This is a genomic window from Amycolatopsis decaplanina DSM 44594 (assembly GCF_000342005.1).
Classification (GTDB): Bacteria; Actinomycetota; Actinomycetes; order Mycobacteriales; family Pseudonocardiaceae; genus Amycolatopsis; species Amycolatopsis decaplanina.
This window is the reverse complement of sequence record NZ_AOHO01000055.1, coordinates 349,106-368,794: the sequence shown is the minus strand read 5'-3', so window position 1 is coordinate 368,794 and position 19,689 is coordinate 349,106. Positions and strand designations below refer to the sequence as shown.

General features: G+C 69.5%; 19 protein-coding genes. 9 read left to right on the top strand and 10 right to left on the bottom strand.

Going from position 1 to position 19,689, the window contains the following annotated elements; genetic code table 11:
- The first annotated feature begins 34 nt into the window (after positions 1-34).
- Entirely contained in the window at positions 35-1,801 is a 1,767-nt protein-coding gene (locus H074_RS18860) for a glycoside hydrolase family 2 protein (protein WP_039922777.1), read from the top strand.
- Here H074_RS18860 and H074_RS18855 read toward each other — a convergent pair.
- The 6 genes from H074_RS18855 to H074_RS18830 form a co-directional block, all read right to left on the bottom strand.
- A complete protein-coding gene (locus H074_RS18855) occupies positions 1,789-2,016 on the bottom strand; it encodes a hypothetical protein (protein WP_007031640.1) in 228 nt (75 codons plus the stop codon). The genes H074_RS18860 and H074_RS18855 overlap by 13 nt on opposite strands.
- Positions 2,016-3,077 (bottom strand): chymotrypsin family serine protease, encoded by a 1,062-nt coding sequence (locus H074_RS18850; protein WP_039922879.1) that lies wholly within the window; start codon positions 3,075-3,077, stop codon positions 2,016-2,018. The genes H074_RS18855 and H074_RS18850 overlap by 1 nt, the downstream gene beginning before the upstream one ends.
- Positions 3,078-3,353: 276 nt before the next feature.
- Positions 3,354-3,842, bottom strand: coding sequence for a glutathione peroxidase (locus H074_RS18845; RefSeq protein ID WP_007031638.1), 489 nt, complete (start codon positions 3,840-3,842; stop codon positions 3,354-3,356).
- Positions 3,843-3,854: 12 nt separating this feature from the next.
- A complete protein-coding gene (locus H074_RS18840) occupies positions 3,855-5,366 on the bottom strand; it encodes a 1,4-alpha-glucan branching protein domain-containing protein (RefSeq protein ID WP_007031637.1) in 1,512 nt (503 codons plus the stop codon).
- Positions 5,363-6,136 carry a class I SAM-dependent methyltransferase gene (locus tag H074_RS18835; protein WP_007031636.1) on the bottom strand — a complete coding sequence of 258 codons (774 nt, stop codon included), beginning with the start codon at positions 6,134-6,136 and terminating at the stop codon, positions 5,363-5,365. Before H074_RS18835 ends, H074_RS18840 begins: the two co-directional genes overlap by 4 nt.
- Before the next feature lie 67 nt (positions 6,137-6,203).
- A complete protein-coding gene (locus H074_RS18830) occupies positions 6,204-7,055 on the bottom strand; it encodes a DegV family protein (protein ID WP_007031635.1) in 852 nt (283 codons plus the stop codon).
- 243 nt (positions 7,056-7,298) lie between these two features.
- Here H074_RS18830 and H074_RS18825 point away from each other — a divergent pair, with 243 nt between their 5' ends.
- The 4 genes from H074_RS18825 (at position 7,299) to H074_RS18810 (ending at position 10,926) form a co-directional block, all read left to right on the top strand.
- Positions 7,299-8,084 (top strand): electron transfer flavoprotein subunit beta/FixA family protein, encoded by a 786-nt coding sequence (locus tag H074_RS18825; RefSeq protein ID WP_007031634.1) that lies wholly within the window; start codon positions 7,299-7,301, stop codon positions 8,082-8,084.
- 26 nt (positions 8,085-8,110) lie between these two features.
- A complete protein-coding gene (locus H074_RS18820) occupies positions 8,111-9,070 on the top strand; it encodes an electron transfer flavoprotein subunit alpha/FixB family protein (RefSeq protein WP_007031633.1) in 960 nt (319 codons plus the stop codon).
- Positions 9,071-9,244: 174 nt separating this feature from the next.
- Positions 9,245-10,027: a GNAT family N-acetyltransferase gene (locus H074_RS18815; RefSeq protein ID WP_007031632.1), complete on the top strand. Its 783-nt coding sequence runs from the start codon at positions 9,245-9,247 to the stop codon at positions 10,025-10,027.
- Positions 10,024-10,926, top strand: a complete 903-nt coding sequence (locus tag H074_RS18810; RefSeq protein WP_039922775.1) for a lysophospholipid acyltransferase family protein — start codon at positions 10,024-10,026, stop codon at positions 10,924-10,926. Before H074_RS18815 ends, H074_RS18810 begins: the two co-directional genes overlap by 4 nt.
- A gap of 137 nt (positions 10,927-11,063) precedes the next feature.
- Here the strand turns inward: H074_RS18810 and H074_RS18805 are convergent, their stop codons facing one another.
- Entirely contained in the window at positions 11,064-11,951 is an 888-nt protein-coding gene (locus H074_RS18805) for an NADP-dependent oxidoreductase (protein ID WP_007031630.1), read from the bottom strand.
- A 133-nt stretch (positions 11,952-12,084) separates the two neighbouring features.
- Between H074_RS18805 and H074_RS18800 the strand changes: the two genes are divergently transcribed.
- The 4 genes from H074_RS18800 to mnmA are packed head-to-tail and all read left to right on the top strand — an operon-like array spanning position 12,085 to position 17,096.
- The gene (locus H074_RS18800; protein WP_007031629.1) at positions 12,085-13,341 is read left to right on the top strand and encodes a helix-turn-helix transcriptional regulator; all 1,257 of its coding nucleotides are present in this window, start codon (positions 12,085-12,087) and stop codon (positions 13,339-13,341) included.
- 18 nt (positions 13,342-13,359) lie between these two features.
- Positions 13,360-14,754: an MFS transporter gene (locus tag H074_RS18795; protein ID WP_268744767.1), complete on the top strand. Its 1,395-nt coding sequence runs from the start codon at positions 13,360-13,362 to the stop codon at positions 14,752-14,754.
- Between the two features lie 48 nt (positions 14,755-14,802).
- A complete protein-coding gene (locus H074_RS18790; RefSeq protein WP_039922876.1) occupies positions 14,803-15,999 on the top strand; it encodes a cysteine desulfurase family protein in 1,197 nt (398 codons plus the stop codon).
- A gap of 5 nt (positions 16,000-16,004) precedes the next feature.
- Entirely contained in the window at positions 16,005-17,096 is a 1,092-nt protein-coding gene (gene mnmA / locus H074_RS18785) for a tRNA 2-thiouridine(34) synthase MnmA (protein WP_007031626.1), read from the top strand.
- 78 nt (positions 17,097-17,174) lie between these two features.
- Here the strand turns inward: mnmA and H074_RS18780 are convergent, their stop codons facing one another.
- The 3 genes from H074_RS18780 to H074_RS18770 all read right to left on the bottom strand — a co-directional run bounded on the left by H074_RS18780 (position 17,175) and on the right by H074_RS18770 (position 19,643).
- Positions 17,175-17,618 (bottom strand): GNAT family N-acetyltransferase, encoded by a 444-nt coding sequence (locus H074_RS18780; protein WP_007031625.1) that lies wholly within the window; start codon positions 17,616-17,618, stop codon positions 17,175-17,177.
- A complete protein-coding gene (locus tag H074_RS18775; RefSeq protein WP_007031624.1) occupies positions 17,615-18,652 on the bottom strand; it encodes an MBL fold metallo-hydrolase in 1,038 nt (345 codons plus the stop codon). The genes H074_RS18780 and H074_RS18775 overlap by 4 nt, the downstream gene beginning before the upstream one ends.
- Before the next feature lie 184 nt (positions 18,653-18,836).
- Positions 18,837-19,643 (bottom strand): LURP-one-related family protein, encoded by an 807-nt coding sequence (locus H074_RS18770; protein ID WP_039922773.1) that lies wholly within the window; start codon positions 19,641-19,643, stop codon positions 18,837-18,839.
- Positions 19,644-19,689 lie beyond the last annotated feature (46 nt).

Below are 19,689 nucleotides of genomic sequence, written 5' to 3'. Positions count from 1 at the left end.
GACAGGGGCGGCGATCTTTGCCACCATCGGGTCGATGACCTCCTCGGTGAACGCGGCCGGACCGGCCTTCAAGCCCGTCGAACCGGTGCTGTCGACGCCGTGGTCCGCAAAGGTCGGACCCGGCGACGCGCTGCCGGAGTACCCGCGTCCGCGGCTGGTCCGCGAACGCTGGCTGAACCTCAACGGCGTCTGGGAGTACGCGGGCGACGGCTCGCCCGGCGGGAACGGATACGGCGAGCGGATCCTGGTGCCGTACCCGCCGGAGTCGGCGCTCTCCGGAATCGGGCGGCACGACGAAACCCTCTGGTACCGCAAGGTTTTCCAGGTCCCGTCCGGATGGGACGGTCAGCGCGTGGTGCTCCACTTCGGCGCCGTCGACCAGTCCGCGACGGTCTGGGTCAACAACCAGGAGGTGGCCGTCCACGAAGGCGGGTACACGGCCTTCAGCGCGGACATCACCGACGTGCTGCGCCCCTCGGGATCGCAGGAACTGACCGTCCGCGCGACGGATCGGACCGATGCCTCGACACACCCCGTCGGCAAGCAGCGGAACGACGCGAAAGGGATCTTCTACACCCCCGCGTCGGGTATCTGGCAGACCGTCTGGCTGGAGCCGGTGCCGTCCGCGCACGTCCGGGATCTCCAGGTGACCCCGGATCTCGAAGGAGTGACGGTTGTGCCCAAGGTCACAGGCGGCGCCCGCGTGGAGCTGATCGTCAGCGAACCGGATGGCCCGGAGGTGACACGTGTCGCGGGGGACGCGGGACGACGGTTGCGCGCGGAGGTGCCTTCGCCGCGTCTGTGGACGCCGGACGACCCGTATCTCTACGACCTCGAGGTCCGCTTGCTCGACGAGAGCGGCAACCGGCTCGACGTCGTCGGGTCCTACACCGGACTCCGCACGATCGGGACGGTCACCGACGCCGAAGGCAGGCCGAGGATCGCGCTCAACGGCCGGATCACCTTCCTCCACGGCCCGCTCGACCAGGGTTACTGGCCTGACGGGATCTACACCGCTCCTACCGACGAGGCGTTGCGGTTCGACTTGGAGAAGACCAAGGAACTCGGCTTCAACTTCGTCCGCAAGCACGTCAAGGTCGAGCCGGAGCGCTGGTATCACTGGGCGGACAGGCTGGGCCTGCTCGTCTGGCAGGACATGCCGTCGCTCACCGTCTCCTTCGACGGCCCGCCCGGCATCGCGCCCGACCCGGTCCCGGAGGCGCGGGCGAGGTTCGAAGCGGAACTGACCGAGATGGTCGAGCAGTTGCGCGGGGTGACCTCGATCGTCGGCTGGGTGCCGTTCAACGAGGGCTGGGGCGAATTCGACACGGCGCGGATCGCGAAACTGGTGAAGGAGCTCGACCCGACCAGGCACGTCGTCGCGAACAGCGGGGTGAACTGCTGCTTCTCCCGGCCGGACGCCGGCGCGGGTGACGTCTACGACGACCACACCTACGTCGGGCCGGGAAAACCCGCGGTGAAGGACCACAGGGTGATCGTCGACGGTGAGTACGGCGGCCTCGGCCTGGTCCTCGACGAGCACTGTTGGCCGGGGGAACCCCAAGCCTACGAAATGACACTGACCTCGGCACAGCTGACCAAGCGCTATGCCGAGGTCAGCGAACACCTCGAACGGCTCATTCCCGGAACCGGCCTTTCCGGCGCGATCTACACCCAGATCACCGACGTCGAGAACGAGGTCAACGGCCTGCTCACCTACGACCGGCGGGTGGTGAAGGCGGACTCGGCGCCCGTCGCCGCCCGCAATCGCGCGGTCATCGAGGCGGGTCAGTCCGGCTGAGCCGCCACCGGCCCGCCCGAGTCCCGGACCCGGACAGGCACCCCCAGCAGCCGGGAAGGCAGCCGGGCGGGATCGTGGCCGGGGGTCATCCACACGTCGATCGTGGGTGCTCCCTCGGCCTCGCCCTGCCCGACCCCGACCACTCCGGGGACGTCGTCGAGCCACCGCGACGCTGCGGCCAGAGCGGCGTCGACATCGGCTACGTCGTCGGCCACTACGGATGCACCCTGATCCCGAGCGCGGCCTCGACCAGCGTGATCCGGTTGATCACGGTGACCACCGGTGAACCCGCGAACAGGAGGCCGACGGCGTTCTCGCGCAGGTCCGCCACGAGGCTGCCCGAGTCGCCACCGGCCGACATGTCGGTGGTCAGCAGTTGCTGCGCGAACCGGGCCACCTTGCCGCCGCCGTAGTTCACGTCGACGGTGGCGTTGATGTTCGTGATCCGCCCGGTCGTCCAGTTCGTGGTCCGGCCGGTCTTCTGCACGAGCGTGCCGACCGGAGGTGCCACGTTGGTGCCCTTGAGCTCGCCGACCCAGAAGATCCGCCGGTCGAGGTCGTGGAACTGGCCCTCCGCGATCGCGGCATCGACGAAGTTCACCGGCACCGGCTGCCCGGGCTGGATGAACTTGATCGGTACGAACCGGCTCAGCCTGGCGATGACGTCGGCGGGGACGGCACCGCCGTCGAACGGGCCGGGCTGCAGGATCGGGTCGCCGATGGCGGCGGCGTTGGAGTTCGCCAGCACGTGGTTGTTGCTCAGGATGTAGTACCTGGGCGGTTTGCCGGGCAGCGCCGTGGCGTCGTAGACGGCGGTGCCGTAGGTGCCTGCGGTGATCTTGAAGTGGCCGACGCTCAGCCCGCCGAACGCCGGGCGGAACCGCCTGGCTAGGGTGAACGGGCCGACCTGTTCACGGGCGAGCTCGTCGGGGCGGGCGAGCGTCGGAGCCGGTGGCTCGTCGACCATCGTGGCGGCGCCGTTCACTCTCGGCGCCGCGATGCTGCGGCCCGCCTGGATCACCCCGACTTCCTGGACGTCGGTGGGTACCCCGGCCAGTGTCGCGGGCACGAGGTCGTCGTCACGGAGCATCTCGTGCGGCATCTTCGTGTCGACCAGAACGGTGATCGCCTTCTCACCGGTGTCCCGCCCGCCCGCCCATTTGGTGCCGAGCGCGACACCCACGACGTTCTGTTTCGAGAGCAGTGCGTCCTCCTCGGCCGCCTGCACACTCGCCAGTGAGAGGAATTCATCCGGGATCATATTGTTTTCGATCACGTCGGCCACACTTTCCCGCGATTTCGGATGGATTGCAGGGAGCCCCGCCGAGCGAGTCTTCTCCGGTTCCCGTGGTGGCGCCATAGTGCAAACGGGTAGACCGCTTCACTGTCGGTCGCAAAGTTTTCCTTGTGTGGCAAGGCTTTGTGATCGATCCACTGTCCATCGTGCGAGCGGGCCGGGGTATATCAGAGACTTGGTCCCTGCTTCTCCGGAAAGGGAACGGGCGGGTTTCCGGAGTCTCCGGAAACCCGCCCGTCTCGGGAAAATCGAAAGTCAGCCGCCGATCGCGGCGTCGATCGCCCTGGTGATCACTTCGTCTTCGGGTTCGGTGCGCGGGCGGAATCGTCCCACCACCTCGCCGGACGGGGCGACGAGGAACTTCTCGAAGTTCCACTGCACGTCGCCGGCGGCGCCTTCCGCGTCGGCCGCCTTGGTCAGTTCGGCGTAGAGCGGGTGACGGGTTTCCCCGTTCACGTCCAGCTTTTCGAACAGCGGGAACGAAACCCCGTATGTCGTCGAGCAGAAGGTCTGGATCTCCTCGGCCGTGCCGGGCTCCTGGCCCGCGAATTGGTTACACGGAAACCCGACGACGGAAAAACCCTTGTCCGCGTAACGTTCCTGCAGCTTCTCCAGTCCGGTGTACTGCGGTGTCAGGCCGCATTTCGACGCCACGTTCACCACCAGCAGCGTCTTGCCTTCGAGCGCGCCGAGCGTCGTGTCCTCACCGGCGAGCGTCTTCAGTGGAATGTCGTGGATCCCCATGATTCCCTTTCGTCATTTCCTCAGCAGGTCACGCGCGTCGACGTGGCCGAACGGTCCGTCGTCGCGCCGGAACGCGGACGCGGTCTCCCGCGCCCGGTCGAGTGCTCCTTCGCGGAGCATCCCGGCGAGCGTGTCGAACCGCTCGGTGTGCACCCTCGCCCGCCGCCGGGCGTAGTCGGCGGCGGAATCCTTGGTGACCATGAACGCCCAGTCGCTCGAAAGCGCCAGCATCGCCTCGGCGACGGCCTGGTCGCGGACGGAGTCCCGCGTCGTGGTGTCCATCCCGGAGACCATGTCGAGCATCCGGTGCTGCAGCGCGGTGTTGTCCCGCACCATGTCGGCGACCTGCTCGCCGTCCCAGACCCGCCAGTCCTTGCCCGAGCCCCACGACGACGCCGGGAGGTCCACCTTCCCGCCGAGGTGGCCGGCTTCGAGCGCGCCCTTGAGCGTGGTGACGCGGACGCCCGCCTCGGGCAGCGCGCGCAGGACGCCTTCGAGCCAGGCCGGTCCCTCGTGCCACCAGTGCCCGAACAGTTCCGTGTCGTAGGCCGCGACGACGAGTGACTCGCGTCCGTGCTCGGCCTTGAGCGAGCGCAGGCGGGCGACGACGGTGTCGACGAAGTCCTGGACGTGGCCGCCGAGCGTGCCCGCCGCCATCGCCGGGTCGTAGGGTGCCTTGTCCGGCGGCTCGACGGTCTTGCCGGTCACCCGCGACGGCTTGAGGCCGACTTCGTGCGCCCAGGTGTGGAAGTCGCGATAGGCGGCGTGGCCGGGGTACCCGGCCTTCGGTGACCAGACGCGGTACGTGACTTCGAGATCCCGGCCGAAGCAGACGACGTCGGAATCGCCGACGGTCCGCGCCGCCGAGGTGTCGCCGTGCAGGGACGGCCCGTCGACCATGAACCGCTGGACTCCCGCGGCCGCGTACCCGGCTTCCATGCCGGGCGCGTAACCGCATTCAGGGGCCCAGATGCCTTCGGGGCGCCGTCCGATCCGCAGCGCGGTGTCGGCCAGGCCGCCGCGCAGCATGAAGTCACGGACCGCCGGGTCGAGCAGCGGCTGGAACGGATGCGCCAGCGGGCCGCCGAGCAGTTCGATCGTCCCCTTGTCCACAAAGGACCGAAGGATCGGTGAGAATCCGTGACGCCAGCGCGTTTCGAGTTCTTCCGATGCCTTCAGCGCCGTCCGGTACTCGCTCGCGGCGAGTTCGCGCAGCAACGGATCGCCGCGCCACAGCGTGGACGCGTGCCAGGAGCGCAGCTGCCAGTGGCCGAGCCAGTCGTGGAAGGCGTCGATGCAGTACGGGTCGTCCAGCTGGGCGGCGAGGATCGGCGTCATCCCGAGGGTAAGGACGTCTTCGCGTCCTTCGTCGGCGAAGCGGCGCAGGAGATCGACCATCGGCAGATAGGAATGCGCCCACGCCTGGTAGAGCCATTCTTCGCCGACCGGCCAGGACCCATGGTGCGGCAGCCACGGCAGATGGCTGTGCACGACGAGGCAGAACGTGCCCTCGTACTCGCTCATGGGCGCACCGCCACGGCCACGAGGTCGAGGCTGGCGTCGAGGTCTTCGCCGTGGACGGCGAAGTCCGCGGCCTGGATGCCTTCGACGTCGGCGAGCAGCTCCGCGGGCCAGGTCGCTTGCCCGGGCAGCTGCCCCATGACGACGTCGAGCTGGGCGTCGATGATCGAGCCGCCGTACTTGGCGTCGAGCTTCTTCACGCCTTCACCGTGGTGGAGACCGTGCAGCGTCTCGACCTCGAAACCGGCTTCGCGCAGCAGTTCGTCCAATTCGGACGGTGCGAGTTCCCTGGTGTGGAACGGGTTGAGCGGGGTGTCGCTGTCCGGGGTGAAGGTCAGCCGGTTGGGCGTGGTGACGATCAGCCGTCCGCCGGGGGAGAGGACGCGCCGGCATTCGGCGAGGAAGGCGCCCTGGTCCCAGAGGTGCTCGATCACCTGGAAGTTGGCGACGACGTCGACCGAGGCGTCCCGCAGTGGCAGGAACACCAGGTTCGCCCTGGCCACGCCGATGCCGGGGTAGCGGCGGGCGACGTGCTCGGTGGTGGGGACGTCGTAGTCGAGGGCGAGCACCCGCTCGGCGACGGTGGCGATGAGCCCGGCGCCGTAGCCCTCGCCGCAGCCCGCCTCCAGGACCGTCTTGCCTTCGCACAGCGGCAGGAGCTTTTGATACGCGGCCTCGTGGCGGCGGTACCAATAGTTTTCCTCGGCGATGCCCGGCACGGTGCGTTCACCGGTGAGGTGCAGCGCTTCGGCCCTGGTGGCTGGGGTGGTCACGCCGCGACCCTACCGGCCGGTTACTTCGGCTCGCCCGCAACTGGTCGCCTACTTGCGCTGCCAGGTACTAGACCGGCGACACCGTGATGCCGATGGCGCCCGGACCGAGGTGGGCGCCGAGGATCATGCTGGCGTCGACCAGGGTGCTGTCGACCATATGCGGCAGCCGCGCCCGCAGCCGCCCGCCGATTTCGAGGTCGCGTTCGTCCGGGCCGAACCGGGTGATGGCGATCTCGACGTCCTGGTCGCCCGCGCAGTCCACCGCGAGGTCGACGAGTTTGTTGAGCGCCCGCCGCTGACCGGGCACCCTGGTCAGCGGGGCGACCTCGCCGTTCTTCAGCGTCAGCAGGGGTTTGATCGAGAACGCCGAACCGAGGAACGCCTGCGCGGCGCCGATCCGGCCGCCGCGGCGCAGGAACTCCAGCGTGTCGACGTAGAGGATCTCCCGGCTGCCGCGGAACCGGCGTTCGGCCGCGTCGATGACCCGGGTGGCCTGCCCGCCGGCGGCGGCGACCTTGGCCGCCGAGGTCGCCGCGAAACCGAGGCTCATCCCGGTGGTCCCGCTGTCGAGGACGTGGACCGGGATGTTCACCTGCTGGGCGGCCTCACGGGCGGCGTTCACCGTCTCCGACATCCGCCCCGAGATGTGGACGCTGACGATCGCGGAGGCGCCTTTGCTCGCGGCGTCCTGGAAGGCCCAGAAGAACGCGGCGACCTCGGGTGGCGCCGTCTTCACCGGCGTTCCGGCACGCAGATGGCCGATGATTTCCTCGCGGTCGTAGCGGTTCTCTTCGTCGAACTGGTCTCCGACCTGCAGTTGGACCTGAACGACGCCGATTCCCCAGCGTTCGGCGACCGGGGCGGGAAGACAGGCGGTCGAGTCCGTGATCACGGCGACGGAGCCGGGCATGGAACGCATGGTGGGGCAGGTTAGCCCGTCACCCTCGCGGGGAGTACCCCGGAATACGGCCGTTCGGGTTAGTCGGCCGGTTACACTCACTTCCGGGTGAAATACCTGGACGATGGTCCCATTAAAACGTGCATCCAGGTGAATGAGGTCACCTCGGCGGGCCGCGGCGCTGAAATGGCCCTAATCTACCGGCCAGTAGAGCTGTTGCCCCGTGGCCGACGCCGGCCACTAACGGGAGGTCGAAGTAGACCCATGACGAACATCGTTGTCCTGGTCAAGCAGGTACCGGACACCTACTCGGAGCGGAAGCTCTCCGGTGCCGACAACACTCTTGACCGCGAATCCGCCGACGCCGTGCTCGACGAGATCAACGAGAAGGCCGTCGAAGAAGCCCTGAAGATCAAGGAAGCCGGCGAGGGCGAGGTCACCGTCGTCTCGGTGGGTCCCGACCGTGCGACCGACGCGATCCGCAAGGCGCTGTCCATGGGCGCCGACAAGGCCATCCACGTCTCCGACGAGGCTCTTCACGGCTCCGACGCGATCGCCACCGCCAAGGTGCTGGCCGCCGCGATTTCGAAGGTCGAAGGCTTCGACCTCGTCATCACCGGTAACGAGGCCTCCGACGGTCGCGGTGGCGCCGTGCCGGCGATCATCGCCGAGCTGCTCGGCCTGCCGCAGCTGACCCACGTGAACGAGCTGACCGTCGACGGCACGTCGATCAAGGCCGACCGCTACACCGAGGACGGCGTCACGCACCTCGAGGCGAACCTGCCCGCGGTGGTGAGCGTCGGCGAGAAGATCAACGAGCCGCGCTACCCCTCCTTCAAGGGGATCATGGCGGCCAAGAAGAAGCCGGTCGAGACGCTGACCGTCGCCGACCTGGGTGTCGACGCGGCCGAGGTCGGCCTCGGCAACGCCTGGTCGTCCGTGCTCGAAGCCTCCCCGAAGCCGCCGCGCACCGCCGGTGAGCGCGTCGAGGACGAGGGTGACGGCGGCAGCAAGGTGGCCGCCTACCTGGTTGCGCAGAAGCTCATCTGAGACAGGTTTCGAGGAGGAATAGGGAAATGGCTGAAGTACTCGTCCTCGTCGACCACGTCGACGGTGAAGTCAAGAAGGTCACTCTCGAGCTGCTGACCGCCGCTCGTGAACTGGGTGAGCCGTCCGCGGTCGTCGTCGGCCCGACCGGCACCGCCGCCAAGGCGAAGGAAGCCCTCGCCGCGCACGGCGCCGCCAAGGTGTACGTCGCCGAGGGCGACAACGCCACCGGCTTCCTGGTCACCCCGAAGGTGGACGTCCTCACCGCGCTCGCGGAGCGGACCTCCCCGGCCGCCGTGCTCGTCGCGGCCAGCGCCGAGGGCAAGGAGGTGTCCGCCCGGGTCGCGGTCCGCCTCGGCTCCGGTCTGCTGTACGACGCCGTCGGCGTGAACGGCGACGGCAGCGTCGACCAGTCCATCTTCGGTGGCGCGTTCTCCGTCAAGTCCAAGGCCACCAAGGGTGCCCCGGTCATCTCGGTCCGCCCCGGCGCGGTCGAGGCGACCCCGGCCGACGGCGCGGCCGCCGAGGAGACCGTCGAGGTACCCGCGGGCGACCCGGCCAAGTCCGCCAGGATCACCGGCGTCGAGCCGATCGTCGGCGGCGACCGGCCGGAGCTGACCGAGGCCTCGGTCGTCGTCTCCGGTGGCCGCGGTGTCGGCTCGGCCGACAAGTTCGATGTCGTCGAGACGCTCGCCGACTCGCTCGGTGCCGCCGTCGGTGCTTCCCGCGCCGCCGTCGACTCGGGCTACTACCCGGCGCAGTTCCAGGTCGGACAGACCGGTAAGACGGTCTCGCCGCAGCTGTACATCGCGCTGGGCATCTCCGGCGCGATCCAGCACCGCGCGGGTATGCAGACCTCGAAGACCATCATCGCGGTCAACAAGGACGCCGAGGCACCGATCTTCGAGATCGCCGACTTCGGTGTGGTCGGCGACCTGTTCAACGTCGCGCCGCAGCTGACCGAAGAGGTCCAGAAGCGCAAGGGCTGAGTCCTCGTTCGAAGCGGGGCCGCCCGGGATCATTTCCCGGGCGGCCCCTTTTCTGTGACCCGGAAGTGATGTTTCACCCTGAGAGAAGCCTGAGAACCCGCAATTAACTGAACGTGCACTATTCGGCCATCGGGCGCATCGTCGTTGGTATCCCCCGGGCGGTAGACCTGGGTCATGACGACGTCACAGCTCCTCGTCAGTACTGACCAGGCAGGTGTCGAACTCCCGGCCGACTCGCCGCGTTACTCCCTCCTCGTGGCGAACGGAAACGAAGAAGTCGTTGCCGCGCAACGTCTTCGTCATCAGGTTTTCGCCGAGGAAATGGGTGCGACGCTCAATTCTCCCGAACCCGGCCTCGACGTCGACTACTTCGACGAGTTCTGCGATCACCTCGTGGTGCGGGACGACAACACCGGCGAGATCGTGGGCACGTACCGGATGCTGCCGCCCGACCGGGCCGCGCGGGCGGGAAAGCTGTATTCCGACAGCGAATTCGACCTCACGGCGCTCGATTCACTACGTTCTTCGCTGGTCGAGACGGGCCGTTCGTGCGTGCACCCCGACCATCGCAGTGGTGCCGTGGTGAGCCTCGTCTGGGCGGGGATCGGGCGCTACATGCTGCTGGCCGGTCACCGGTACCTGGCGGGCTGCGCGTCCGTGCCGCTGACCGACGGCGGGGGATACGCGGCGGGCGTCTGGGATGTCCTGCGCGCCAAGCACTACGCGGACGAGTCGCTCCGCGTGACTCCACTGAACCCGTGGCCGACCGAAAGGATCGAGCGGCCCGCCCGCGCGATTCTCCCGCCGCTCATCAAGGGCTACACGCGCCTGGGCGCGAAAATCTACGGCCCGCCCGCGCTCGACGCGGATTTCGGTGTCGCGGACTTCTTCGTCCTGCTGGATCTGCACAACGTCGACGAGCGGTACCTCAAGTTCTTCCTGGGAGTGCAGGGATGAGTCACGCCTGGATGCCGAAGTCGCCGTGCGGTGACGGCTGCCTGACCGAAGGGGCGCCGACTGTGGCGTTCCCCCGGCGCGTCCTGCGGTTCGCCGCGGCGATCGGTGTCATCTTCGGCGCCTTCCTGACCGCGCCGCTGGTGCTCGTGCTGCGCGGCGAATCCCGGGAACGGTTGGTGCGCCTGCTTTTCGCGGGCATTTTGAAGTCCTTCGGGGTGAAGTTGCGCGTCCTCGGCGACGAACGGTTCCGTGCCGTGCCCGGCCGTGGCGCGCTCGTGGTGAACAACCACATCTCGTGGCTGGACATCATCGCGGTCAACGCCGTCCAGCCGATGCGGGCGCTCGCCAAGAAGGAGGTCGGCGCCTGGCCGGTGCTCGGCCCGCTGGTGCGCCGCGGCGGCAGCATCTTCCTCGACCGGGAGAACCTGCGAAGCCTGCCCGCGACGATGGACGGACTCGCCGACGCGATGCGCGGCGGGTCACTCGTCAGCGTGACGCCGGAAGGCACCACCTGGTGCGGTCTGGGTTCGGGCCGGTTCCGCCCGGCGACCTTCCAGGCCGCGATCGACGGCGGTGTCCCGGTGCGGCCGCTCGCGCTGCGGTTCCGGCTCGCCGACGGGCGGGAGACGACGCGGCCGGCGTTCATCGGGCCGGAGTCGCTCATCGCCTCGCTGCGGCGGGTCGCCGCTTTGCGCGGACTGGTGCTGGAGGTGCACGTGTGCCCGGAGATCGCGCCGGGTCGCGCTTCGGACCGGCGGGAACTGGCCGCGCTGTCCGAATCCGCGGTGCAGGCGGCACTCGGCCGGGTGCAGATCCCGGCGCAGCGGCGCCGCCGTCCGGTCACGATCCCGGCTCCGGTGCCCGCTCCCGCCCCGGTCGCGAAGGTGCCCGGCCCCTGAGCGGGTGGCGCGACACCGCACTCGCGTGATGGAAGCCGGATCTCGCGTGATCGAAGCCGGAACTCGGAGTGCGGCGCCCAGCCACGCGAGTTCCGGCTCCAAGCACGCGAGTCACGCCCTTCGTCACTCACGAGGCTTTAGAGCGTCAGCGTGATCTTCCCGCCCGCGTGCCCGGTCGCGCTCTCCCGGTGCGCCTCGGCGGCGTCGGCGAGCGCGTAACTCGACCCCGGCTTCAGCTTCAGCCCCCGCGCGACGAGATCCTCGAGCACCGCCGCGCTTTCCTCCCCGCCAGCCGAGAACTTCAGCCCCTGGGCGTAAGCCGCCGGGTCCGCGATGGTGATCAGCCGGCCGGGTGAACCGAGCAGTGCGACGGAATCCCCCAGCACGCCGAAGCCGGCCGCGTCGAACACCGCGTCCACGCCGTCCGGGGCCACCGCGCGCACGCGTTCCACCCAGCCGTCGCCGTACTGGACCGGCCTCGCGCCGAGTGCCTTCACCTCGTCCAGTGACGAGGACCCGGCGAGCCCGACGACCGTGGCGCCGAGCGCGACGGCGGCCTGCGTCGCGATCCGGCCGACCTGACCGCTCGCGCCATGGATCACGACCGTCTCGCCCGGCTTGACCTCGAGTTCGCCCAGCACCCGCAACGCCGTCTCACCGGCGATGGGCAGCGCGGCGGCTTCGGGCCACGAAAGCCCGGCGGGTTTGCGGATGACGTTGGTCGCCAGCGCGTACTCCGCGTACGCCCCGGTGTCGGACCAGCCGAAGACCTCGTCCCCGACGGCGAATCCGGCGCCTTCGCCCACCGCGTCCACGACGCCCGCCAGTTCCAGGCCGAGGATGTGCGGGAATTCGACCGGGCGGACCTCCGCCATGGCCCCTGACCGGATCTTCCAGTCGATCGGGTTGACGCCAGCCGCCTTGACCGCGACCCGCACCTGACCCCGGCCGGGCTCCGGCAGCGGGACCTCGGCCGGCCGCAGGACGTCCGGTTCGCCGTACTGGGTGATGGTGATCGCTCGCATGTGCACTCCTATCGGATTTCTTCGCTGCGATCAGTCAACCGGCGTCCCAGCCCCGCCCGAACCAGTCGGACGAGCAGTGTTCACTAGCCGGGAGAGCAGCGTCCCCGCGCCGGGACGCGCCTACTGTGGAGTCATGGATCCGCTGCACGTGCTGAGCCAGGTCGAGTACATGCTCGCCGCTCCGCGCCCCGAACTCCTGCCGCGTTTCTCCGCGACGGCCGCGGCCGTCCTGCCGCACCGCGCCGCCGCCATGGAGACCGGTGACTGCTCCCGCCTGCCGATCAAGGTCGACGGCGACCCGGCGATCACCGGCGCGGTCACGAGCGCCGAGCTTCAGCGGCTCGCCGCGCTCGGCGTCCCAGGGAAGGCCGTGGTGACCGAGGAGACGCTCGGCGGGAAACGCCGGAAACTCGTCGTCCTGACCTCGGCGCCGGTGATCGGCAAGGGCGCGATGATCGCGCTCGTCCCCACCGAGGACGCGCCCGCGGACAGCGCGCTCGAGATCGTCGCCAAGCTGTGGGACATCGTCAGCGTGAACGCCGCCCAGCGCGCCACCGACCCCGAGCCCGCCGTCCTGGAGAGCAACATCGCGGCGGCGACCGCGCGGGCGCGGGCGATCACCGATCTGGGGCAGACCCACGCCACCACCCTGACGTCGTTGCTTTCGGTGCTCCGGTCCCGGAGGCTCGGCGACGCCGCCGCCCGGCAGACCGCGACCGACCTCGCCGCGGCCGCGCTGGTCGAACTGCGCTCGGTCGCCGACCGCGATCAGGAACTCTCGGCGGAACCGGCGTCGTCGGCGTTCGACACCCTCGTCGTGCAGCTGGATCCCTTGGTGCGCCACGACGACGTGACCGTCGACCTCGCCGGGCCCGGCGACGAACGCCCGCTCCCGCAGGACATCGCGCACACCGCGCGCACGGTCTCCCGCGGTCTCGTGCTCGCCGCCCTGGAACGGGGCAGCACCCGCGTCCGGGCGTCCTGGCGGATCGAGGGGCAGAGTCTCCGGGTCACCGTGCGCGACGACGGCCCGGACGTCGCCCGAGCCGTGCCCGCCACCGGTCTCACCGAGCGGATCACCCCGCTCGGCGGCAGCTGGGAGGTCGACGCGGTACCCGGCTGGGGCGCCACGATCACCGCCGTCCTGCCGCTGGGCGTCCAGGAAACGCCGGAACTCCGTCCGCTGGACCGGCTGAACCCGCGTGAACTCGAAGTCCTCGCCGGGATCGCGCGCGGGAAGCGGAACCGGCAGATCGCCGAAGAGCTGGCACTGACCGAGCACACGGTGAAGTTCCACGTGCGGAAGATCCTGGGGAAGCTGGAAGTCACGTCACGTGGCGAGGCCGCGGTGCTGGCGCGGGAGCTGCGGCTGGAGTCCGTCGGCGCTTGACCTCCACCGAGCTGGAGGTTGCAGGCTCGTCGCATGACGATCACTGGGGACAAGGCCAAGCCGAAGGGCGTGCTCTGGACACCTGAGCACCGCGTGACCACCATCGGGCTGCTGCTCATGGTCACGCTCATCGCGTTCGAGAGCATGGGCGTCGCCACCGCGATGCCGACGATGGTGGCCGACCTCGACGGCCTCGCGCTGTACGCCTGGCCGTTCACCACGTTCCTGGTCGCCAGCGTGGTCGCGACCGTCCTTTCCGGACGCCTCGGCGACCGCAAGGGCCCGGCGCCCGCGCTGCTGGCCGGTACCGCGTTGTTCGCCGCCGGGCTCCTGGTCGCGGGGCTCGCGCACGACATGCCGCTGCTCCTGCTCGGCAGGGGCCTGCAGGGCTTCGGTTCCGGTCTCCTGCTGGTGTCGGTGTCGCTGCTGATCGCGCTCACCTTCAGCGACCGCGAACGCCCGGTGATCTACGCCGCCAACGCCGCCGCGTGGGTGCTGCCCGCGGTGATCGGGCCCTCGATCGCGGGAGTGGTGACCGTGAGCGCCGGGTGGCGCTGGGTGTTCCTGGGATTGATCCCGCTGACCGGGATCGGGCTCGCGCTGCTGGTCGTCGTCACGCGCAAGCTGCCCCGGCACGCGCCGGGCGAGTCCGCGCGCCGCGCCGGGGTCGTGCCCGGGGTGGTCGCCGCCCTCGGCGTCGCCGCGCTCACCTGGGCGGCGCAGCACCCGTCCCTCGCCGCGCTGGTCTATGGCGGCGCCGGTCTGGTCGCCCTCGCGTACGCGCTCCGCAAACTCCTGCCCGCCGGGACGCTGACGTCGCGGCCGGGGTTGCCGACAGTGATCGCGTCGCGCGCGCTGATCGCGGGCGCGTACGCCGGGATGGAGGCCTATCTGCCGCTCACGATGACCGAGGTCCACGGGTACAGCCCCGCGCTGGCCGGGCTGCCGCTGACGGTGACCGCGCTGGGCTGGTCCGCGGGGTCGATGCTGCAGGGCCGCATGCTCGACTGGTCGCGTGAAGCGTCCCTGCGGACCGGATTCGCGCTGGTCGCGGCCGGTTTGGCGATCTTCGTCTTCGTCACGCTGCCTTCGTTCCCCGGCTGGATGGCGTTCGTGGCGTCGGCTGTCGGCGGCTCCGGGATGGGCATCGCGATGCCCGCGATCTCGGTCCTGCTGCTCCGCTACTCGCCGGAGGCCGAACGCGGGTTCAACACCTCGGCACTGCAGCTCGGTGACTGGGTCGGATCGGCCCTGACCATCGGTTTGGGCGGGGTTCTGCTCGCTTCGCTGGCGTCGGCGAAGGAGCCTTCGGTGGCGATCTTGGTGCTTTCCGTGCTGCTGACCGGCATCGCGCTGCTCGGGATGCGGCTGACCGGCCGGTGGCCGTCCGATATGAGCGCCGCCACCCGGTGACCAGGGTGGGCTTCGTCACGCCCCGGAGCGGTCTACCCTGATATGGCGATGACCTATCTCGACCACGCGGCGACCACCCCGATGTTGCCCGAAGCCGTAGCGGCGATGTCCGAGGCGCTGTCCACAGTGGGCAACGCCTCCGCGCTGCATTCCTCGGGACGCCGGGCCCGCCGCCGGGTCGAAGAAGCCCGCGAGGTGATCGCGGAGGCGCTGGGCGCCCGGCCGTCCGAGGTGATCTTCACAGCCGGTGGCACGGAGAGCGACAACCTCGCGGTCAAGGGCATCTTCTGGGCCCGCAACGGCGAGGACCCGGAGCGCCGCCGGGTGCTGTGCAGCACCGTCGAGCACCACGCCGTCCTCGAGTCGGTCGAGTGGCTGGAGCAGCACGCGGGCGCCGAGATCGTCTGGGTCGAGGTCGACCAGGCGGGCCGGGTGACCCCGGAGTCGCTGCGCGCCGCCATCGGCGAAAGCCCCGAGACGGTCGCGCTGGTCACCGTGATGTGGGCGAACAACGAGGTCGGCACGGTCAACCCGATCGCCGAACTCGCCGCGGTCTGCGCCGAGCACGAGATCCCGCTGCACACCGACGCCGTCCAGGCCGTCGGCGCGGTGCCGGTCGACTTCGCCGAGAGCGGCGCCGCCGCGCTGACCCTCACCGCGCACAAACTGGGCGGCCCGTACGGCGTCGGCGCGCTGCTGCTCGGGCGCGACACCGCGTGCGTGCCGGTCCTGCACGGTGGAGGCCAGGAGCGCAGCGTGCGTTCGGGCACCCTCGACGTGCCCGCGGTGATCGCGTTCGCGACGGCGGTGAAGGCCGCTGTCGAAGGCCGCGAGGAGTACGCCAAACGCGTCGCCGAGCTGCGGGACGACCTGATCGAGGCGGTCCGGCGCGAGGTGCCGGACGCGGTGCTCAACGGCGGCGAGGGCGAGCGCCTGCCGACGCACGCCCACTTCACCTTCCCCGGTTGCGCGGGTGACAGCCTGTTGATGCTCTTGGACGCGAAGGGCATCGAATGTTCCACTGGATCGGCGTGCACGGCGGGTGTCGCGCAGCCGAGCCACGTGCTGCTGGCCATGGGTGCCGAACCCGCGGCCGCGCGCGGGTCGCTGCGGTTCTCGTTCGGGCATACCTCGGCACCGGAAGACGTTGAAGCGGTTTCGAGGGAGATCGCGGGCGTCGTCGACAGGGCGAGGCAGGCGGGACTCGCCGGAATGCGCAAGCAGACGCAGAAGCAAGAGGTGTGAGGAAGATGCGCGTACTGGCCGCGATGAGCGGGGGAGTGGACTCGGCGGTGGCCGCCGCGCGCGCCGTGGACGCCGGGCACGAGGTCGTCGGCGTGCACCTGGCGCTGTCGGCGAAGCCCGGCACGCTACGCACCGGATCCCGTGGCTGCTGCACGATCGAGGACTCCGGCGACGCGCGCCGCGCCGCCGACATCCTCGGAATCCCCTTCTACATCTGGGACTTCGCCGAGCGCTTCACCGAAGAGGTCATCGAAACCTTCGTCGGCGAGTATGCCGCCGGCCGGACACCGAACCCGTGCGTCACCTGCAACGAGAAGATCAAGTTCGAGGCGTTGCTGGACAAGGCGATGGCGCTCGGGTTCGACGCCGTCGCCACCGGGCACTACGCCCGTCTGTCCCTTGTGGATGGTGTCCCGGAGCTGCGGCGCAGCGTCGACACCGGCAAGGACCAGTCGTACGTCCTGGCGTCGCTGACCCCGGAGCAGCTGCGGCATTCGCTGTTCCCGCTGGGCGATTCATGGAAGACCGACGTGCGCGCCGAGGCCGCGAGCCGTGGTCTGTCGGTGGCGAAGAAGCCGGACAGCCACGACATCTGCTTCATCCCGGACGGCGACACGAAGAGCTTCCTGGAGAAGCGGCTCGGTCAGCGTCCCGGGCAGCTCGTCGACGCCGAGACCGGCGCCGTGCTCGGTGAGCACACCGGCGTGCACGGCTTCACCGTCGGGCAGCGCAAGGGACTCGGCATCGAAGCGCCGGCGCCGGACGGACGGCCGCGTTACGTGCTCTCGCTGGAGCCGGTTTCGGGCACCGTGAAGGTCGGTTCCGCGCGGGACCTCGGCGTGAACGTGATCGAGGCTGATCGCCCGATCTGGCCGAGCGAGCGGCCGCTGGACGGCCCCACCGAATGCGTCGTGCAGGTGCGCGCGCACGGCGGGATCGTCGAGGCCGTCGCGGAGGTTTCCGGTGACGAGGTGACCATCCAGCTTCGCGAGCCACTGCGCGGGGTCGCGCCGGGGCAGGTCGTCGTGCTGTACCGCACCGACGCGACCGAAGGCGATCTCGTGCTGGGAAGCGCGAAGATCTCGGGGACGCGCTGACCCCTCGCAATTCGGCACCTGGTTGCGGTCCTTGCGCGTGCAACTACCGCATTCAGGTGCCGAATTGCGGCGAGGGAGTCAGAACTTCAGCTTGAAGCCGGTGTGGCTCGCCTCGAAACCGAGGCGCTCGTAGAACCGGTGCGCGTCCTCGCGTTTCACGTCCGACGTCAGCTGGACGAGGGCGCAGCCCCGCCGCCGCGACTCGTCGATCGCCCACGTCATCAGCTCGCCGCCGAGGCCGGAGCCGCGATGGCTCGCCCGCACCCGCACGGCCTCGATCTGCCCGCGCAGCGCGCCTTTCCTGGCCAGGCCGGGGATGATCGACAACTGGAGCGTGCCGACGGCCTCCCCGCCGTCGTCGGCGACGATCAGCAGTTGCGCCGGATCGGCGTCGATCTGTTCGAACGCCTCGAGGTACGGCGTGAGGTCGTCGGCCGAATCACGAGTGCTGCCGATCTGGTCGTCGGCGAGCATCCCGACGATCGCCGCGATGTCTTCCCGGCGCGCTTGACGGATGATCATGAGGTGTAGTGTCGCACCCCTTCGGCCTCGGTCGCGGTGAGTTTCCCTTGGGCCACCAGCAGATCCAGATGCGAACCGGTCTCGAGGACGGCGAGCATCCGGTTGAACGGGTCCATCTCGTCGAGCTTGCGTTTTTTGCGTGTCCAGCCCAGTCGCAGCGCGACCTCGTACGCCGTCGTGACGTCCGCTGTGATCTCGCCGCCCATCACTTCGAGCCGGTCGCGGTGGTGCTCCAGCAGTTCGTCCACGCGGGCGTGGACGCTGTCGGTGACCGGGCCGTGCGCGGGGAGCATGCGCCGGTCCGGCATCTCGCGAACCAGGCGCAGGGAGTCGAGGTAATCGCTCAGCGGCAGGTCGGTGGGCACGGGCTGGAACCCGATGGACGGCGTGATGTGCGGCAGCACATGGTCGCCGGAGAACACCAGCCCCGCCGCGTCGTCGACGAAGACGACGTGTCCGTCCGTGTGGCCAGGCGTGTGCACGACGTCGAACTCGCGGCCGGGCACGATCGCGCGTTTGCCGGGGATGAGCCATTCGTCGGGCTGTTCCCACAGATGCGCCTCGGTGTGCCGGGCACCGCCGAAGGCGCGGGCGAGTTCCTCGACGACGGGACCCGCGCCACAGCGTTCGAGCAGGCCGACCTGTGCCTCCATCGGGAAGCGGTCCGGATCGCCGGAGCGCACCAGCGACGCCTCTTCCCGCTTCCCGAGCCCGAGCTTGCCGCCGAATTCGCGGCGCAGTTCCACGGCGAGGGTGTAGTGATCGCGATGCACGTGGGTGATCAGGAATTCGTCGATGTCGCCGAGGTCGGCACCAAGCGCCTTCAAACCGCGCGAAAGCCGTTCGCGCGCCGACTCCAGCGCCCAGCCCGAATCCACGAGGACCAGGCGGCTGCCGTCGGTGACGACGTAGACGTTGACCGCGCGCAGCGCGTCCTGCGGCAGGGGAAGCGGAATCCGGTGGACTCCCGGCGAAACCGTGTAGACGCCTGGCTCGGCCCAGTCCCGTTCGCCGTCTTCGGGCAACGGCTCCATGGTGACCTCCGTCCCGGACGCACTCCAGCGTGCCGCCCCAGTCCCTCCACTTTGTGCCGCCGGAAGCCGAGTGTCCACTTGAGTGAGGTGAGACCCGCGTCACTTGCCCCGACGCGCAATTCGTCATCTGATTGCGGTCCTTGCGTGTGCAACCACCGCAACCAGATGACGAATTGCGGGCGTGTCAGCCCTCGTCCTGCTTCAGCGCCGTGTCGATGGTCAACGCCGACGCCACCACCATCGAGGCCAGCGGATCCCGCAGTGGCCGGTGGATCTCGACGACGTAGTTGTCCGCGGTGGTGAACGCGGCCTTCACGAAACCGCCCCAGGTCTTGGTGATCCGCGCGATCTCGACGTCGGCGTGGTCCTTGATCACGAAGTTCCACGCCCGCCAGTTCTCCGCGAAGATCCCGCCGACCTTCTGGCCGTTCACCACGAAACCCAGCCGGATCTTGCCGAAGACGTTCTCCTGCACGATCTCCCCGATGGGGGAGTCGTCGGCCTTCGTCACCAGGAACCGGGATTTGAACACCTTCGCCGGCCGCGTCACCTTCAGCACGGTGCTGTGGTTCGCGTCGCGGATTTCGAAGCGGTGGGTCAGGAACTGGTCGTAGTTCGTGAGCAGCCGGATGGCCTTCTTCAACGTGCTCTGCCCGACCTGGACGACGCCGCCCAGGCGGTTGCCGTTCTGGTCGAACACGCCGAACTCGTTCGACATCTCGATGAGTTTCGCGCGCTGGTTGACCACCAGCACGGGTTCGGAGAACAGCGTTCCGCCACCGACCACCCCGGTGGCACGGCCTTGGGTCCCCCTCGCCGCCTGCGCCCGGATCTTGTTCGGGTCGGCCGCGCCTTCGATGTCCAGCTCGATCATCTCGGCGTCGTGCGACGGCCGCGTGTTCGCGGTCCAGGCCTGCCCGTCCCACCACCGGTACATCCGGGGGTTCTGCTGGTCGGGATACCAGCCGGCGGGCTGTGGAGAGCTCGTCATGGCAGGTCAGCGTAATGCGCTCGGTGCCGTCTCGGGCTTGTCGACG

Coding starts and splice junctions, on each gene's coding strand:
- H074_RS18860 (WP_039922777.1), top strand. CDS start 35: ATGACCTCCTCGGTGAACGCGGCCGGACCGGCCTTCAAGCCCGTCGAA.
- H074_RS18845 (WP_007031638.1), bottom strand. CDS start 3,842: ATGGGGATCCACGACATTCCACTGAAGACGCTCGCCGGTGAGGACACG.
- H074_RS18840 (WP_007031637.1), bottom strand. CDS start 5,366: ATGAGCGAGTACGAGGGCACGTTCTGCCTCGTCGTGCACAGCCATCTG.
- H074_RS18830 (WP_007031635.1), bottom strand. CDS start 7,055: ATGCGTTCCATGCCCGGCTCCGTCGCCGTGATCACGGACTCGACCGCC.
- H074_RS18825 (WP_007031634.1), top strand. CDS start 7,299: ATGACGAACATCGTTGTCCTGGTCAAGCAGGTACCGGACACCTACTCG.
- H074_RS18820 (WP_007031633.1), top strand. CDS start 8,111: ATGGCTGAAGTACTCGTCCTCGTCGACCACGTCGACGGTGAAGTCAAG.
- H074_RS18815 (WP_007031632.1), top strand. CDS start 9,245: ATGACGACGTCACAGCTCCTCGTCAGTACTGACCAGGCAGGTGTCGAA.
- H074_RS18810 (WP_039922775.1), top strand. CDS start 10,024: ATGAGTCACGCCTGGATGCCGAAGTCGCCGTGCGGTGACGGCTGCCTG.
- H074_RS18805 (WP_007031630.1), bottom strand. CDS start 11,951: ATGCGAGCGATCACCATCACCCAGTACGGCGAACCGGACGTCCTGCGG.
- H074_RS18800 (WP_007031629.1), top strand. CDS start 12,085: ATGGATCCGCTGCACGTGCTGAGCCAGGTCGAGTACATGCTCGCCGCT.
- H074_RS18790 (WP_039922876.1), top strand. CDS start 14,803: ATGACCTATCTCGACCACGCGGCGACCACCCCGATGTTGCCCGAAGCC.
- mnmA (WP_007031626.1), top strand. CDS start 16,005: ATGCGCGTACTGGCCGCGATGAGCGGGGGAGTGGACTCGGCGGTGGCC.
- H074_RS18780 (WP_007031625.1), bottom strand. CDS start 17,618: ATGATCATCCGTCAAGCGCGCCGGGAAGACATCGCGGCGATCGTCGGG.
- H074_RS18775 (WP_007031624.1), bottom strand. CDS start 18,652: ATGGAGCCGTTGCCCGAAGACGGCGAACGGGACTGGGCCGAGCCAGGC.
- H074_RS18770 (WP_039922773.1), bottom strand. CDS start 19,643: ATGACGAGCTCTCCACAGCCCGCCGGCTGGTATCCCGACCAGCAGAAC.